Raw genomic sequence first — 15,422 nt, 5'->3', positions numbered from 1 at the left:
CAATTATCAGTTCAAGAATGGGAAATGCCACAATAATCAGTGCTGTATTAAATAATATAATAATATTACTTTATTTAACCATCCCAACTTTATTTATCGCAGAGGTATAATATGAGCGTTCCTGTATTAGGTGTGGGTACTTTTCGTTTACAAGGTGATGTTGTTATTGCATCCGTCAAAAATGCATTAGACGTTGGTTATCGTGCGATCGACACTGCACAGATTTATGAAAATGAAGCGGCTGTTGGCCGGGCGCTGACAGAAAGTGGTATTCCGCGTGAAGAGTTATACATCACCACTAAAATCTGGATTGAGAATCTGAGCAAAGATAAGCTCATTCCCAGCCTGAAAAAAAGCCTGCGTGATTTACAGACCGATTATGTCGATTTAACACTGATCCACTGGCCGTCACCGAATGATGCAGTCTCAGTTGAAGAGTTTATGTCCGCACTGACAGAAGCTAAAAAACAGGGTCTGACACGTGAAATCGGGGTGTCCAACTTCACTATTCCGCTGATGGAAAAAGCTGTCGCCGCAGTGGGTGCTGAAAATATTGCCACCAACCAGATTGAACTGTCACCTTACCTGCAAAACCGTAAAGTGGCTGAGCGGGCAAAAGAGCTGGGTATTCATATCACGTCTTATATGACGCTGGCCTATGGCAAAGCATTAAAAGACGAAATTATTCAGTCTATTGCAGAAAAACATAATACAACACCGGCACAGGTTATTCTGTCATGGGCGATGGGTGAAGGTTATTCCGTTATCCCGGCTTCAACCAAACGTGAAAACCTGATAAGCAACCTGCACTCAGCAGACTTGCAGCTCGACCGGGCCGATCGTGATGCGATTGCAAAACTCGACTGCAATGATCGTCTGGTCAGCCCGGAAGGACTGGCTCCTGAATGGGATTAATCCTGTGTTGAATTCAGAAGTCATCAATAATTATGGCTTCTGAATGTGTGCCAGATAGTGCGTCAGACTATCGATGAAGACCCGGATTCGCCGGCTGACCACTCTGTCACTGTAATAAACCGCATGAAACGGCAGCGGAACCGGCTGCAGTTCATCACTGAGCAATTCAGTAAACTCCCCGCTCTCAATCCCTTCATTCACCATAAAATCAGACAGACACGCGATACCTTCCCCACTGGCGCATAACTGCCGTAATGTTTCCCCGTTGTTCGAAGAGATTCCGTCCGCAACATTAATCAGCCGGCCGTCTTCTGTATTCAGCGGCCAGGTATTCAGTGATGCCGGTTCAGTAAATGTCAGGCAGGTGTGATGATATAAATCAGCCACTGAGGAGGGTTTACCAGCAGTTTCAATATAACGGGGAGATGCCACGACTTTCCGGTAACTGTTAAATAACAGACGCGCGCGCAGACTGGAATCTGTCAGTTGCCCTGCCCGTATCGCGATATCAACTTTACGCTCAATCAGATTAACGAAGGTTTCGGATGAAACCAGTGATAATACAATATCCGGATATTGACGGCGGAATACCGAAATAAACGGAATAAGCAGATGCAGGACAACCGGGGTTGCCGCATCAATCCGTAATACACCTTTCGGCGAACTCTGTGAACCGAGCAGTTCATTTTCTGTGGCCTGCATTTCCTGCAGGATACCTTTCATCCGCTGAAAATAAAGTTCACCTTCTGCCGTCAGATCAATCTGCCGGGTTGTCCGGTTGAGCAAATTAACGCCAAGTTTCTCTTCCAGTTTTTTAACAGTACGGCTGACGGCAGAATTCGCCAGATTCAGTTTATCTGCGGCTTTAGTAAAACTTTTGTGCTCAACGACTTCAATAAATACACGAGCTTCTTCCGATGTTGCCTTCATACACGATTCCTTTATATTCCCCGCCGCCTGACTGATATGCCATATTCTGAGATAACATTATTATTGCCGGTAAAGCATCAGTAATCAGCTAATAATGATAATGCAGAAAGCTGCCATTAGCCCGGCTCATTGCCAACGTTGACTAATACCTTTTACAGCAGGATTTTTACTGCCCCAATAACGGCAATGCAGTTTCCCGGAGACCCGGGCAGTGCTATAGTGCCCGGATAAAACCGGCGCACTGCCCGGCGGCTGTTTACCGAACCGGAGATTACATTGAAAAAACACCCTGAGGACGCCCCTTTCCGGCAGTCAGCAAAAGATGAATGCACATTCACCTTTATTGACCTGTTCGCCGGTATCGGCGGGATCCGCCTTCCCTTTCAGAAACAGGGCGGACGCTGTGTTTTCACCTCAGAATGGGATAAATTTGCCCAGCGCACCTATCTGGCCAATTTCGGTGATCTGCCCAACGGTGATATCACACAGATAGCCGCAAAAGATATTCCGGATCATGATGTACTGCTCGGCGGTTTTCCCTGCCAGGCATTCTCTCAGGCGGGATTCCGTCAGGGATTTAATGACACGCGCGGAACTATGTTCTTTGAAATTCAGCGCATCATGACAGAAAAAAAACCAAAAGCGTTTCTGCTCGAAAATGTAAAACAACTGCGCGGACATGATGGCGGGCGCACATTACAAACCATTCTCGATATCCTGCGCGGCACACACGAACAAGCCGTACCGGATCATATTCCGCTGAGTGAAGAAGCCCGCACAGCACTGTCTGAAAAACTCAATTACTGGGTGGATTTCCGTGTACTGCGTGCCGCAGACTTTGGTATTCCGCAGAACCGGGAACGTATTTTTATTGTTGGTTTTGATCGCAACCAATTCCCGGATGCTGATTTCGACACCTTATTTTCCTGGCCTGAACCAAGCCATACCCCTACCAGGCTCGGCAATATTCTGCAAAGTAATAAAACACTGGCAGACGATGCTCTGCAATATAAAAAAAGACCGCTTTACCATCTCGGATAAATTATGGGAAGGGCATCAGAAACGGAAAAAAGAACATAAAGAGCGGGGCAACGGGTTCGGTTATTGCTTATTTAATGAAAATAGCGAATATACCAATACACTCAGCGCCCGTTATTATAAAGACGGCTCAGAGATTTTGATTGACCAGTCGAACGCAGGTAAAAACCCACGAAAACTCACTCCCCGGGAATGTGCTGACCTTCAGGGATTTCCGGCTGATTATATTATCAATGCTGTTTCACAGGGGCAGATATATAAACAGTTTGGTAACTCTGTCTGTATGACCGTCGTCGATGCTATCGCTGAAAAATTAACTTCCGCACTAAAATCTGCCGGTTCTTTTCACCTGAAAAAATAAAAATATCGATGGGATATAACTCTGTATATTTAATACAGAGTTATATCTGCATAACAAAAAACAGATGCTACATTTATAATTAACCCATATGTTTGAAATGTGAAAGTAAAAAAAACGTGTCTATTGATATATTTCCGCCCGTTTTTAATATAAATAAATCACAAGCAACATAATAAAATGGATGTTAATTATGAAATTAATTAAATGCAGTACGCTTATTGGATTATTCGTATCATCTTGTTATACCGGAAATACTCTTGCTGATTCACCGTATGACATCACACACAACTCACCTGTTTTTGGTACTTCCATCGTTCAATATCATTCATTTTCAGATAACCATCACTATAATAAATCTGTTATTTCAGGTGCATCAGCCACATCTCAGGGCGACTATACTGTCGCTGTCGGTAACAATGCAAAATCTGAAAAACACCATACTGTCAGCCTTGGTGCTTATTCAAGATCTGCCGGAGAAGACTCTGTCGCACTCGGATATGGGGCATATACAGATCGTTCACGAACAGTTTCCATCGGGAACAATTATATCAAGAAGCAATTAATAAATGTGGCAGACGGCACTGAAGATAATGATGCAGTTAATGTCCTGCAATTAAATCAGAAAGCAGAGAATATTCAGGAAAGTATTAATACTTCAAGAAATGATGCTGTAAATACAAGTACACACTATACAAATAATAAAATAAATGAATCTACGAAGAAAAACGATCAACAATTTCAAAAGATAAAAACACAGTTTACTAAAAATGAACAGCGCATCGATGCTTTTGAAAAACGCGTAAATGCCGGTCTTGCCGGTGTAACCGCTATTTCATCAATCCCTTATGTTTCTGCAGATAATTTTTCATTCGGGATAGGGTTCGGTAATTACAAAAACGGCAATGCCATCGCCGCAGGTGCGCAATATAAACCATTTGAGAATACAAATATCCGTATCAATACCTCCCTCGATAATGATAATAACTCTGTTGTTGGTGCAGGCCTTGCCATCGGCTGGTAATAAATAGTGACCGCGCAGGGGGATACCTCTGCGTTATATTACAGATAGTTATCCCATTGAATTTATCTTCATAACCCTCCCCCTGATTTTTCGGTTTATACCCTTACTCATTCAAACTGCAGGCTCGTTGGCTGCGGTCAGCCAGCCGGGTCACATACTGATGTATGCTCCCCGTCTGTCTTCCCTTGCCGCCTTCCTGCAACTTGAATGACGTTGGGTATATAATGAGTGTATCTTGTCATTATACTGAACAGACTCTCAGCCGGAATATCCGATTATGGATGTGCATAATAAAGAAACCCGCTCCCGGAATATGCAGGCAATTAAAAACCGGGATACCGGACCGGAACTCCACGTCCGAAAATTATTACATAACAATGGCTTTCGTTTCCGTTTATGCCCTGCCAACCTGCCGGGAAAACCGGATATATGGATGCCAAAATGGCATGCAGCTCTGTTTATCCACGGCTGCTTCTGGCATATGCATGACTGTGATAAATTTCGCCTTCCCGCCACACGAACAGAATTCTGGCAAAAAAAAACTGTCTGAAAATAAAGCGCGTGATGAAAAAAAATATCCGCGAATTACACAAATCAGGGATACGTGTATTAATTATCCGCGAGTGCGCACTGACCGGAAAAACAAAGCTCAGCGACCAAATGCTGTTTACATTAATAAAAACCTGGCTGATGAGTGGTGTTATGTGTGGTGAAATAACAAACGCCGGACTGGTTATCAATCCCTGATAATCATCCGGTACTATAATAGATACATCACTGTTATGATGCCCTCATACAACCGCGTCACAGACAACCACCGGCTGATACCTTAATGACCCGAACCCAGCGCCTGCTCACGTTATTACAGATCCTGAAAGAAAATCGCTATCCTGTGACTGCGGAATCCCTTGCCTCACAATTACAAATCAGTGTGCGATCTATCTACCGGGATATTGAATCATTACGTTGCCAGGGTGCTGAAATTACCGGAGAAGCCGGCATCGGCTATCAGCTGAAATCAGGCTTATTACTGCCGCCACTGATATTTGATGTCAATGAACTGGAAGCGCTGATCCTCGGATTACGCTGGGTACAAAGTAACGCAGATGACGAACTGAAAGCCTCGGCAAAGCGTGCTGAAAATAAAATTAATTCTGTTGTTGAAAATGAATCTCAGGTGATATTCAGCCAGAGCACTTTATTTGCCCTCTCAACACAACTCACTCAGGTTGATAATCAAATCGCCAAAGAATTACGCCGCAGCCTGCGGGAAGAACTGAAAGCAAAAATTGATTATCAGGATGAAAAAAAACAATTAAGCAGCCGGGTTATCTGGCCGGTTGCTGTCGGATATATGAAAGACGTTCAGGTGCTCGCCGCCTGGTGTGAATTACGACAAAATTACCGGCACTTCCGGCTGGACAGAATCGGCAGCTATACTGTTCTGACAGATAAACTACCTTATCCCAAACATTATTTACTCGAACGCTGGCGTAAAGATATCCTGTGTATACCCAACATCATTTAAGATGCAGGAAGGCCAGACGGGGAGCATACATCAGTATGTGACCCGGCAGGTGTAGTGCAGCCAACGCACCTGCAGTTTGAATGAATAAGGGTATAATCACTCCTGACAGTTTCTGACACTCCCCTGCTCTATGATGATGACTCAACATAAAAACAGGAAATCATCATGAGCGGACTTACACTTTATACCAATGCGATGTCACGCGGGAATACCGTGGATTTATTTTTTAAGATTTTATCCGTTCCTTATCAGCGTATTGAACTCGGTTATGGTGCGGACATGCATACCGCTGAATATCTCGCCATTAACCCTATGGGCAAAGTTCCCGCACTGGTTGATGGTGATAATATCATCACCGAAACCGCCGCGATTTGTATGTATCTTGCCGATAAATTTATTGAAAAAGGTTTTGCTCCTGCACTTAATTCACCTGCACGGGCAGCTTATTACCGTTGGTTTTTATTTACGGCAGGACCGGTTGAAGCGGCGTTTACCGCCCGTGAAATGGGAATGGAACTAAATGAAGAACAACAAGCAGGATCAGGATACGGATCCTTTGAACGGGTGATGACTTGCCTGGAAAAAGGATTAACAGACGCCAAACCGTATTTATGCGGTAATACATTAACCGCAGTTGATGTCTATGTCGGTACTTTCCTGGTTTTCCTGGCAAAACATAATTTAATTGAAATATCACCTGTTGTTGCCCGCTACATAGAAAACCTGACATTAAATCCGGAATTCGCCTCCGTCATCTCTGCAAAATAAATCCTACTTTCAGGAACCCGGCTCCGGCATATCACTGACACCACAATGACAGGTAAAAATACAATTTTACCTGTCATTTCCTGCTTTATTTTATTCCCCCTCCGCAGTACGATTACCTATCCGTTCCCGTAAAATAAAGGCAATATGATGATCAAACACATACTGAAAATAACAGTAGCCTCCGCGTTATTTCTTATGTCTTCTGTAAGTACAGCACAGACCATCACGGCCTGGGGCGACACACTCTCTGATGCAGAAGCCAGTATTGCAAAACAGGCAGAAAAAGCCGGAGCAACATATAAAATTACCAGCGCCAGGGTTGGCTGGGTAACTTATGTCACAGCAACATTGCTCAAACAAAAAGACACCCCGGATGCCGCCCCTGCAGAAAATAAAAAAACCATTATTAATCAATCACCTGAAAACTCATCAACATCAGAAAAAACCCCGCTTGCGGATTAAAAATTAGCTCAAATCCAGAGTATTTTCCTTATAAAAAAATGCATCATTCACACCTATATATTTATAGTCAACAGCGAACATATAATGTGCAGCCCTATATTTACTGCCAACAGTAAATATTCAACCAAGGATAGTTGTTGTACTTAATTAAGGAATATGGAAATGAGAGAATTAAATCAAGTTGAAATGGAAGCAACAAATGGTGGTTTTGGTTTATTAGCATTCCCGGCCGCATTAGGGCTGATGCTTTCTATCCCGGCAATTCCACTGGGCGCAGTAGCAGCACCATTCACTGGTGGCCTGGGCTTTATCGGCATGGCAGCAGGGATTGTCGGAACCGCACTTTCCGGCGCAGCAATGATTGCAAGTATCGCACTGCCGATTCTGTAATCAGATTAAATGTCGCAGGAATATTCCTGCGACTTCTTTATTTATTCTATATAAAGAAAAAAAACTATTTTTTTTGTCTTTATATAGAATAAATAATTTCCACTTCATTGGTAATATAATGGTCTAATTATTCCGGACACCATTTTAGGTAAATTCAGTTTCAGATGGCAGTTACAATCAGTTACATGTTTATACATTAAACGCACAACTCAAAAATCAATTCACCCATAATAACGGAACACCACCAATTACAGGAGTTATGTGATGAATATAAAGTATCTGTTTTCTGCCCTGGCCCTTTTATCTGCTTCAACCTTCGCTGCATCGGTTGCCGTAACCCCTGCACCTTATGTCATCACTAAAAGTGAACTTTCATCGCCAATTATCCTGGAAGGATCACAAGAACATAACTATCTGAAGGTTTCTCTGACGGGTACCAAAAAAGATACCGATAAACGAGTTCCCATCAATCTGGCATTAGTTATTGATCGTTCGAGCTCTATGTCCGGTGACCGTATCGAAAAGGCGCGTGAAGCTGCGATACTGGCAATCAATATGCTGAAAGATGATGATATCATCTCAATTATTGCTTACGACGACGACGCTTACGTGGTTATCCCCGCGACCAACGCTGATAACAAACAAAAATTGATTGAAACTATTAATGACAAAATTACCCCGCAAGGTATGACAGCACTGTTTGCCGGTGTCAGCAAAGGCATTAAAGAGGTTAATAAATTCCATAAAAAAGATCAGGTAAACCGCATTATTCTGCTGTCTGACGGTCAGGCTAACGTAGGACCAAGCAGCACTAAAGCGCTTGCTGACTTAGGTATTGTAGCCGCAAAACAGGGCATTGCCGTTACCACTATTGGGTTAGGTGCCAGCTACAATGAAGACCTGATGACCGCACTGGCCAGCTATAGCGATGGTAATCATGCTTTCGTTGAGAAATCAGCCGATCTGGAAGCCGCATTTGCACGTGAATTTAAAGATGTGATGTCTGTGGTTGCTCAGGAAGTCACAGTAACGATCCGCTTACAAGACGGTGTTAAGCCGGTTCGTCTTCTGGGTCGTGAAGGTGATATTAAAGGCAATAACGTGACGGTAAAAATGAACCAGCTGTATTCCAATCAGGAAAAATATGTTCTGTTAGAAGTCATTCCGCCTAAAGGCAAAGAGAACGAGAAAAAGCCATTAGCCGATGTGGTTATCAGCTACGACAATTTACAAACCAGTAAAAAGGATAATTTGGAAAACCGTATTGATATTGCTTACAGTAAATCCGGACAGATAGTAAAACAAGCGGTGCAGGAAGAGATCGTGGTTGACTCGGCAATTCAAAAAGCCAATATTGAAAATGAGAAAGCCATTACGTTACTTGATGAAGGCAAAAAGGATGAAGCTAACCGGATCATTCAACAAAACGCCTCCACTTTAGATGCTTTATCGGGTTCAGTCAGCAGCCCGTCAGCTAAACTTAAAGCCAGTATCAGCGCGGTTGAGAATAAAAAACTATCTGAAGATCTTGATAGCAAGTCTGAGGCGGTTTCCCGTAAAAGTATGAAAGAAAACACCTATAAGACACAAAAGCAGCAATCTAAAAACTAAATAATAGTGTTTTTCACCTGAGGTAGGTAATCTAATCTCAGGTTTATTAATTACATGATTGGATATGGAATGAAATCTAAAAAGTTTCTTTATCTGTTTATTGTCATTACCGTCCTGATTACCGGACTGATTGGCTATTTCGGATACCGTACTCTGTCACAGGAAAGTACCTTAAATGAATACCAGACCCAGCAACTGGCAAAAACCCGGGTGGCACAAACTCAGAATTTTATTTTGCAGCAGTTGGAACAAAAGCAAATTCGCTTCAGCGCTATTCTGGCCTACCTGAAACCGGATCCCCTGTCGCTCAATACACTGATTGCTCAAGACAGTGATATTGAAGATCTGTTTGTACTGGAACATAACAAACTGGTATTTCCCGATGCGTATAATCCACTGAATCAAAAAGAATCCCGTTTTATTGAGCTCATCACACCGATTATTCAGGATCCTGCCATTCTTATCACCGGACAGCATCCGTCTGACGATAAACGACCTGATTCCGGCTGGTACGTGATGCAGGAGCAGCAACAGCCTATACTGATTTACTGGCATAAACTCGACAATCAAATTATTGGCTTTAAGCTGTCCTACATAAAATTGCTGTCAGATATCATTTCCGGCATCGATTTCAACTATGAGCCGGACAGTCTGGTTATCTCAGATAACGGTCAGGTGCTATATCAGTCACTGACCCCTGCCTATGATAAAACCAAACAGCCAACCTATGATCAGGCTCTGCCTTTCCCGCTTCATGCCTGGAAAATTGACTACTACGCCGCTGACAACAGTAACTACTCACTCTATTATTTCACCATTGGTCTGTTAGCTGTTGTGATCCTGTCCGTGGGGATTATTGCATTATCGTTGTATCGTGAATTCAACCGGGCTACCCGTCTGGCCGGTCAACAAGTCAGTTTTGTCAGCCAGGTATCTCATGAGCTTAAAACCCCGCTCACCAATATCATGCTATATGCAGAGCTACTGAAAGAGATGGAGCAGGAAGAGGATAGCCGGAATGCTCATTATCTGGAGGTGATCATCAGTGAAAGCAGTCGCCTGTCGCGTCTGATTCAAAATGTGCTGACGTTTACAAAATCGCCTAAAATCAATCTGCAACCGGTGGATATCAATCAGTTACTGGCGCAGATCCACACTATTTTTATGCCGGCCTTTAAGGTGAAAGGTATTCATTTGGTACTGACAGTTGAGGGACAACTGAATACCTGCAGCGATATCGACCGAATAACTCAAATCATCAGCAATTTGCTCAGTAATGCTGAAAAGTATGCCGCCGAAGGCAGGGAAGTCCGGCTCAGCGCGTGTTCGGATGATAAAAATATTTATATCCGTGTGCGGGATTATGGCAAAGGATTGTCAGAAAAAGAGTTGAAACATATCTTCCGGCCATTCTATCGGGTGAAATCAGAGATTACCGAAGGGGTTACCGGAACCGGTATTGGCCTGACAATAGCGCGTCAGTTAGCTCAAAGTCTGTCCGGCACCCTGATGGCAGAAAACTGCGATAGCGGGCTGGAATTTACTTTGTGTATTCCCCTAAGCTGAAAAAGAACGGACAGCATGATGGTATGGATAAATAACGATGAAAATTTTAATTGCTGAAGACGATATTCATATTCGTAATGGATTGAGCGATATGCTCTCCTCCGAAGGTTACACCATTATTACGGCTGAAAACGGTAAAGTAGCATTAGCGAAATATCAGCAAGAACAACCAGACTTCCTTATTCTGGATATTATGATGCCTGAATTAGATGGCTACTCGGTGTGCAAAGAAATCAGAAAGAGTGATGAACATACGCCTATTGTTTTTCTCTCCGCCAAAGGAGACGAAATTGACAAAGTACTGGGTCTTGAGTTGGGGGCCGATGACTATATCAATAAGCCTTTTGGTATTCATGAAGTCCGCGCCAGAATTAAAACCATCGCCCGCCGCTGCCTGAAAACCAGGCACAATTCACCGGATCAACCTTTCCAATTCGGCGATCTGCGGGTATATCCGGCTGAGCTCTGTGCAAAACGCGGACAGCAGGTCATTGAATTATCCCTGCGCGAAATTAAAATTCTGATGTGCCTGTGGCAGCATAAAAATCAGGTCGTCACCCGCGATATGCTGTTTGATTACGCCTGGGGCTATGACCACCTGCCTAACAGCCGCACACTGGACCAATACATTTCCAAACTACGTAAACTCATTGAGCCGGACCCGGTTACTCCAATACTAATTAAAACCATACACAGTGCCGGTTACCGTTATCAGGAATAACGGTATTGCTGCAAAGTTTGAATTGTCCACTTCCCCTTATCTGAAACAGTCCTGATTAGAGTTTTCCAGTTGCTTCCGGTAAATCTCAGGCGGAAGATTATTCAGGCTTTCATGTGTTCAGTTCCGGTTGTAATCCCGCATCCGGAACTAGGTCATTTCTTTTACCTGACTCAGTGATTTAAATAAATACGCATTTAAAAACTCACGACGGAATGATCCGTTAAAACGCTCAATAAACCCGTTTTGTTGTGGTTTTCCCGGCTGAATATAATTCAGTGTTACTCCGTTTTCTGTACAAAACTGAACCAATATATCCGATATAAATTCCGGTCCGTTGACCTTAGTATACCAGGGAAGACTGAAAAGCGGGGAGAAGCCTAGTAGAACCAGGATTTCAGGCACAAAAAAGCCACCTCGCGGTAGCTTGATTTCACTTAAAATTGCGAAGGCCGGACTCGCAGGGGTTGGTAGATAATTGATTGTTATCATTATTATACTGATACGAATTGAAATGACCACTAAGATGACCGTTTGAAATATTATATATTTACGAGCACATTGCATTAATCACACTAATAACTATAGAGTAATGTTAAATTACCCCAATCTATTAATAATTAAATTAAGAGGACATTGTGATAAATGCACTAAATTTAAGCCCCGCATGTATAAAATCACTTTCTGCTGTAGAGGCTGTCCCTAAGCGTTCTAATCAACATGAATTCAATGGTGTTGCTCAACTGAAAGATATATTAGGTAATGAAAAAAAAATCATTCAAAGTTAATTTTTCTGTTCGGGGAAAAAACAGTTATACCCAGTCAAATGTTACTTGGTATGATGCACGAAAGAAGCATCCCACCCGTACAGAATATCGACTTTATTTCCAAACAAATGATGTTATGAGCCAAGCAAAAGAAGGTAGTACCTTAATTTTTGGTTTAGACTCAAAAAAGTGTTTTTGGGCTGAATTAATTATCTAAACACTTTATATATTGGCATATTTAGCGTATTTAAAGTAAGTACCAACGTCATAATTACCCAGCAATACATTCAACAATTAAATAAAAATAAAAAATCATTAATAGATCAAAGAGTTAATTTAAAATAATCAATATACTCACAGAAATAATTAATAACGATGCTTCTCACACTAATTTATGAAACAATAGAGCCTGAGACCATTATCATTGAGGAAAAAGCTGTGTCAGGATTTCAAAACTGGTTAATCGATAAGTCAGTTGGCAATTATTTCCTTTACATCAAACGCCTCTCAGCAAACGATACGGGAGCTACCGGAGGGCATCAGGTAGGGCTTTATATCCCTTCAGGCATTGTTACTGAGCTTTTCCCTTCTATCAATCATACCAGAGAACAAAATCCTTCCGTCTTGCTTCGTGCCTGTTATTTCTCACATTCCTGTGCAGATACTGAAGCCCGTGCGATTTATTACAATAATAGCTTTTTTGGTAAAACCAGGAATGAAAAACGCATTACGCGTTGGGGGCCAAAGAGTCCACTTCAGGACCCTGAAAACACAGGAGCACTGGCAATATTAGCTTTCGGGCATACGCCTGGTAATGACAGCAATCATGTAGATGTATGGGTTTGCAACAACCCGGATGAAGAAGATATTATCGAAGCTGCCATTGGTGAAATTATTCCCGGCACGCTCTTATTCGGTCCGGGTAAAGAAATACTTGGAGGATTAGCACTTCAACCAAAAATAACAAAGAAAAGTTATAAAATTCCGGATGTATGGAAAACAGAATTTCCATCAGGAACTGAAATAATACAATACGCTGCCGGATATTTTTCAGCTCATTGTTCAGACCCCGATGAACAACTACTTGATCGGAGGCGCGTAGAGTACGATATTTTTCTCTTGATAGAAGAAATGCATGTACTCGACATAATCCGTAAAGGTTTCGGGTCCGTTGATGAGTTTATAGCAATGGCTAATTCTGTCAGTAACAGACGAAAATCGAGAGCTGGCCGGTCGCTGGAGCTGCATCTTGAACAACTTTTCCTTGAGCATGGTTTAACTCATTTTGCGACTCAATGTGTAACTGAAGGCAACAAAAAACCTGATTTTATATTCCCTTCTGCCGAAGCGTATCACGATGTAGCATTTCCGGATAATAACCTCCATATGCTTGCAGTAAAAACAACATGCAAAGATCGCTGGCGGCAAGTTTTAAATGAAGCAGACAGAATAAAAAACATCCATCTTTTTACTCTCCAGGAAGGAGTATCACCGGCGCAGTTCAGAGAGATGCAACAAGCAGGTGTAACCTTGGTCGTTCCTTCTGCTTTGCATAAAAAGTACCCCGAAGCAGTTCGTACCGAATTAATGACATTAGGTAGCTTTATTGCCAAACTCACTGGGATCTATGCTGCTTAATAGCATATAGAATAATCTCCGGCATATTAAACCGGAGATTAATGTTATTAATTTTTTGTTTTCTCTCTGATTGAAACTGACTTAATAATATATGATTCAAGTAATTTAGCGACAGCTTCAAATACAGGAACAATAACTGAATTCCCAAATTGACGATAAGATTGAGTATCAGAAACAGGTATTCTGAATGGCTTCTCACCTATTTTTTCAAACCCCATTAATCGTGCACATTCCCGTGGAGTTAATCGTCTTGGTCGATGAATCTGATTATTTTCATCACTAAAATCGACCTCACCCTTAGTTTTATCCCAACCTCTGTCAATCAGTATTTCTGAGCCATCTTTGTGATAACGGGCTGATAAAGTACGGGCAACACTATGAGCATCATTAGGATCAACAAGTCCAAATCCAAAGCCATTACCTTTAGCTGCATGCTTTTTGGCATAATTATAAAGATATTCCCAAAGCTTAGGAGTCAAAATATATTTACTATCAACAATCGGTTCCAATAACCCGCCAAATGTCTGTCTATTTTCAGGATAAAAACGACTTATGTCACGCAGCGTAAATCCTTCATGAAGCTTCAGATCACGGCGGAATCCAACTAATACAATTCGTTCCCTGTGTTGAGGAAGGAAATGCTTACCATCAATAATTTTAGGATCAGCAGAACCGGAAATTCCTGCATCCGCTACTTCATAGCCTAACTCATCGAGTGTATCCATGATGACTTTGAAGGTTTTTCCTTTATCATGACTTTTTAGATTCTTAACATTCTCTAATACAAAGATACTTGGTTTCTTTGATTTAATAATTCTGGCGACATCAAAGAATAATGTTCCCTGAGCTTCACATTCAAAACCATGAGCACGTCCCATGGAGTTTTTTTTTACTGACGCCTGCCAGACTAAAAGGCTGGCAAGGAAAGCCTGCCAGTAACACATCGTGGTCAGGAATTTCTTTATCTATATGCTTATAAGCTTCAGCTTCAGATACTTCAGTATCATCACTCAGTGTAATTTCGCGAATATCGTGGTTAAACTTGTGTTCCAGCTCATCATTAAACCAGTTGGCCTTATAAGTACGTACAGCATATTCATTCCATTCGCTGGTAAATACACAATGACCACCAATCGACTCAAATCCTTTACGGATACCGCCAATACCGGCAAATAAGTCGATAAACCGAAAAGTATAATTTGGATGGTGTTCCGGAGGTTCCGGAAGCATCTTTTTAAGCAAAGTCTCTTCAGCAGAAGTTAATAATTTCGGAGCACACTTTCCGTTGACCCAGCGATTAAGTGTTTCTCTGCTCCACTCATTTTTACCGACTTTTCTCAGCAACTCAGCAACATACTTCTGATCATAAATCTCCAGAACTTTAGTGATGAGTTTTGTATCTTTTTCCTGCCGGTGCTTTTCTTCCTCTCCGGATTTTTGGAGAAGATCCTGAGCGAGTAATTCAAATTCTGACATAGCACCTCCAATGGGTCTTATTGGTGATACCTTATCACTCATTCGACCCAGAAAAAAACAAAATTATCTGGTTATTTAACCAGTGATTAAGAATTAAGCGAATTAGTAATCCATATCTATCCCACCAGATATTTCATCTATAATAATCGACAAATTGCCTTTACCCCCCATAGCGGCTATTCTAATTTTATCCTCCACAGGGGATAACATTGTAATATCCGCCATAGGGGATA

At 42.1% G+C, this 15,422-nt stretch carries 16 protein-coding genes and 2 pseudogenes; 15 read left to right on the top strand and 3 right to left on the bottom strand.

Translation table 11 applies throughout. From position 1 onward, the window contains the following. Window positions 1–111: 111 nt before the first annotated feature. The gene (gene dkgB / locus AYY16_RS10980; RefSeq protein WP_067366188.1) at window positions 112–915 is read left to right on the top strand and encodes a 2,5-didehydrogluconate reductase DkgB; all 804 of its coding nucleotides are present in this window, start codon (window positions 112–114) and stop codon (window positions 913–915) included. A 30-nt stretch (window positions 916–945) separates the two neighbouring features. On the opposite strand, the gene AYY16_RS10975 is transcribed toward dkgB, so the two are convergent. Next, window positions 946–1,845 (bottom strand): LysR family transcriptional regulator, encoded by a 900-nt coding sequence (locus AYY16_RS10975; RefSeq protein WP_067366186.1) that lies wholly within the window; start codon window positions 1,843–1,845, stop codon window positions 946–948. 276 nt (window positions 1,846–2,121) lie between these two features. Between AYY16_RS10975 and dcm the strand changes: the two genes are divergently transcribed. From dcm to AYY16_RS10925, 12 genes are all read left to right on the top strand, one after another. Then, window positions 2,122–2,886, top strand: coding sequence for a DNA (cytosine-5-)-methyltransferase (dcm, locus tag AYY16_RS10970; RefSeq protein ID WP_235846283.1), 765 nt, complete (start codon window positions 2,122–2,124; stop codon window positions 2,884–2,886). Further along, window positions 2,843–3,244 (top strand): DNA cytosine methyltransferase, encoded by a 402-nt coding sequence (locus tag AYY16_RS21090; RefSeq protein ID WP_235846282.1) that lies wholly within the window; start codon window positions 2,843–2,845, stop codon window positions 3,242–3,244. Before dcm ends, AYY16_RS21090 begins: the two co-directional genes overlap by 44 nt. A 190-nt stretch (window positions 3,245–3,434) precedes the next feature. After that, window positions 3,435–4,265 (top strand): YadA-like family protein, encoded by an 831-nt coding sequence (locus AYY16_RS10965; RefSeq protein WP_067366183.1) that lies wholly within the window; start codon window positions 3,435–3,437, stop codon window positions 4,263–4,265. 277 nt (window positions 4,266–4,542) lie between these two features. Then, a complete protein-coding gene (locus AYY16_RS21085; RefSeq protein ID WP_235846281.1) occupies window positions 4,543–4,815 on the top strand; it encodes a very short patch repair endonuclease in 273 nt (90 codons plus the stop codon). A gap of 11 nt (window positions 4,816–4,826) precedes the next feature. Beyond that, entirely contained in the window at window positions 4,827–5,012 is a 186-nt protein-coding gene (locus AYY16_RS21080; RefSeq protein ID WP_235846280.1) for a hypothetical protein, read from the top strand. 85 nt (window positions 5,013–5,097) lie between these two features. After that, window positions 5,098–5,793 carry a helix-turn-helix transcriptional regulator gene (locus tag AYY16_RS10955; protein WP_067366180.1) on the top strand — a complete coding sequence of 232 codons (696 nt, stop codon included), beginning with the start codon at window positions 5,098–5,100 and terminating at the stop codon, window positions 5,791–5,793. A 165-nt stretch (window positions 5,794–5,958) separates the two neighbouring features. Continuing rightward, window positions 5,959–6,561 (top strand): glutathione S-transferase family protein, encoded by a 603-nt coding sequence (locus tag AYY16_RS10950; protein ID WP_067366177.1) that lies wholly within the window; start codon window positions 5,959–5,961, stop codon window positions 6,559–6,561. A 195-nt stretch (window positions 6,562–6,756) separates the two neighbouring features. Next, window positions 6,757–7,023 (top strand): YdgH/BhsA/McbA family protein, encoded by a 267-nt coding sequence (locus AYY16_RS19775; protein WP_082970726.1) that lies wholly within the window; start codon window positions 6,757–6,759, stop codon window positions 7,021–7,023. A 162-nt stretch (window positions 7,024–7,185) separates the two neighbouring features. Then, on the top strand, window positions 7,186–7,413 hold the full coding sequence (locus AYY16_RS10940; RefSeq protein ID WP_067366174.1) for a hypothetical protein: 228 nt from the start codon (window positions 7,186–7,188) through the stop codon (window positions 7,411–7,413). Between the two features lie 264 nt (window positions 7,414–7,677). Continuing rightward, a complete protein-coding gene (locus AYY16_RS10935; RefSeq protein WP_067366171.1) occupies window positions 7,678–9,024 on the top strand; it encodes a vWA domain-containing protein in 1,347 nt (448 codons plus the stop codon). Between the two features lie 69 nt (window positions 9,025–9,093). Further along, window positions 9,094–10,590: a sensor histidine kinase gene (locus AYY16_RS10930; RefSeq protein WP_067366167.1), complete on the top strand. Its 1,497-nt coding sequence runs from the start codon at window positions 9,094–9,096 to the stop codon at window positions 10,588–10,590. Between the two features lie 37 nt (window positions 10,591–10,627). Further along, window positions 10,628–11,311, top strand: coding sequence for a response regulator transcription factor (locus tag AYY16_RS10925; protein ID WP_067366164.1), 684 nt, complete (start codon window positions 10,628–10,630; stop codon window positions 11,309–11,311). A 36-nt stretch (window positions 11,312–11,347) separates the two neighbouring features. Here AYY16_RS10925 and AYY16_RS10920 read toward each other — a convergent pair. Continuing rightward, a pseudogene (locus AYY16_RS10920) lies at window positions 11,348–11,668 on the bottom strand (integrase core domain-containing protein); the annotation flags it as partial. Window positions 11,669–12,070: 402 nt separating this feature from the next. Between AYY16_RS10920 and AYY16_RS20270 the strand changes: the two are divergent. Continuing rightward, complete coding sequence (locus AYY16_RS20270; protein WP_156664993.1) at window positions 12,071–12,292, top strand: hypothetical protein; 222 nt, start codon at window positions 12,071–12,073, stop codon at window positions 12,290–12,292. 221 nt (window positions 12,293–12,513) lie between these two features. Continuing rightward, window positions 12,514–13,713: a type II restriction endonuclease gene (locus AYY16_RS10915; protein ID WP_067367238.1), complete on the top strand. Its 1,200-nt coding sequence runs from the start codon at window positions 12,514–12,516 to the stop codon at window positions 13,711–13,713. Between the two features lie 47 nt (window positions 13,714–13,760). Here AYY16_RS10915 and AYY16_RS10910 read toward each other — a convergent pair. Then, window positions 13,761–15,189, bottom strand: a pseudogene (locus AYY16_RS10910) (DNA cytosine methyltransferase). Window positions 15,190–15,422: the final 233 nt, after the last annotated feature.

Origin of the sequence: Morganella psychrotolerans, assembly GCF_001676155.1 — a bacterium.
Lineage (GTDB): Bacteria > Pseudomonadota > Gammaproteobacteria > Enterobacterales > Enterobacteriaceae > Morganella > Morganella psychrotolerans.
This window is presented reverse-complemented; position numbering and strand designations above follow the sequence as displayed.

Coding starts and splice junctions, on each gene's coding strand:
- AYY16_RS10965 (WP_067366183.1), top strand. CDS start 3,435: ATGAAATTAATTAAATGCAGTACGCTTATTGGATTATTCGTATCATCT.
- AYY16_RS10925 (WP_067366164.1), top strand. CDS start 10,628: ATGAAAATTTTAATTGCTGAAGACGATATTCATATTCGTAATGGATTG.
- AYY16_RS10930 (WP_067366167.1), top strand. CDS start 9,094: ATGAAATCTAAAAAGTTTCTTTATCTGTTTATTGTCATTACCGTCCTG.
- AYY16_RS10940 (WP_067366174.1), top strand. CDS start 7,186: ATGAGAGAATTAAATCAAGTTGAAATGGAAGCAACAAATGGTGGTTTT.
- AYY16_RS10975 (WP_067366186.1), bottom strand. CDS start 1,845: ATGAAGGCAACATCGGAAGAAGCTCGTGTATTTATTGAAGTCGTTGAG.
- AYY16_RS20270 (WP_156664993.1), top strand. CDS start 12,071: ATGAAAAAAAAATCATTCAAAGTTAATTTTTCTGTTCGGGGAAAAAAC.
- AYY16_RS21085 (WP_235846281.1), top strand. CDS start 4,543: ATGGATGTGCATAATAAAGAAACCCGCTCCCGGAATATGCAGGCAATT.
- AYY16_RS19775 (WP_082970726.1), top strand. CDS start 6,757: ATGTCTTCTGTAAGTACAGCACAGACCATCACGGCCTGGGGCGACACA.
- dkgB (WP_067366188.1), top strand. CDS start 112: ATGAGCGTTCCTGTATTAGGTGTGGGTACTTTTCGTTTACAAGGTGAT.
- AYY16_RS10950 (WP_067366177.1), top strand. CDS start 5,959: ATGAGCGGACTTACACTTTATACCAATGCGATGTCACGCGGGAATACC.
- AYY16_RS10935 (WP_067366171.1), top strand. CDS start 7,678: ATGAATATAAAGTATCTGTTTTCTGCCCTGGCCCTTTTATCTGCTTCA.
- AYY16_RS21090 (WP_235846282.1), top strand. CDS start 2,843: ATGCTCTGCAATATAAAAAAAGACCGCTTTACCATCTCGGATAAATTA.
- AYY16_RS10955 (WP_067366180.1), top strand. CDS start 5,098: ATGACCCGAACCCAGCGCCTGCTCACGTTATTACAGATCCTGAAAGAA.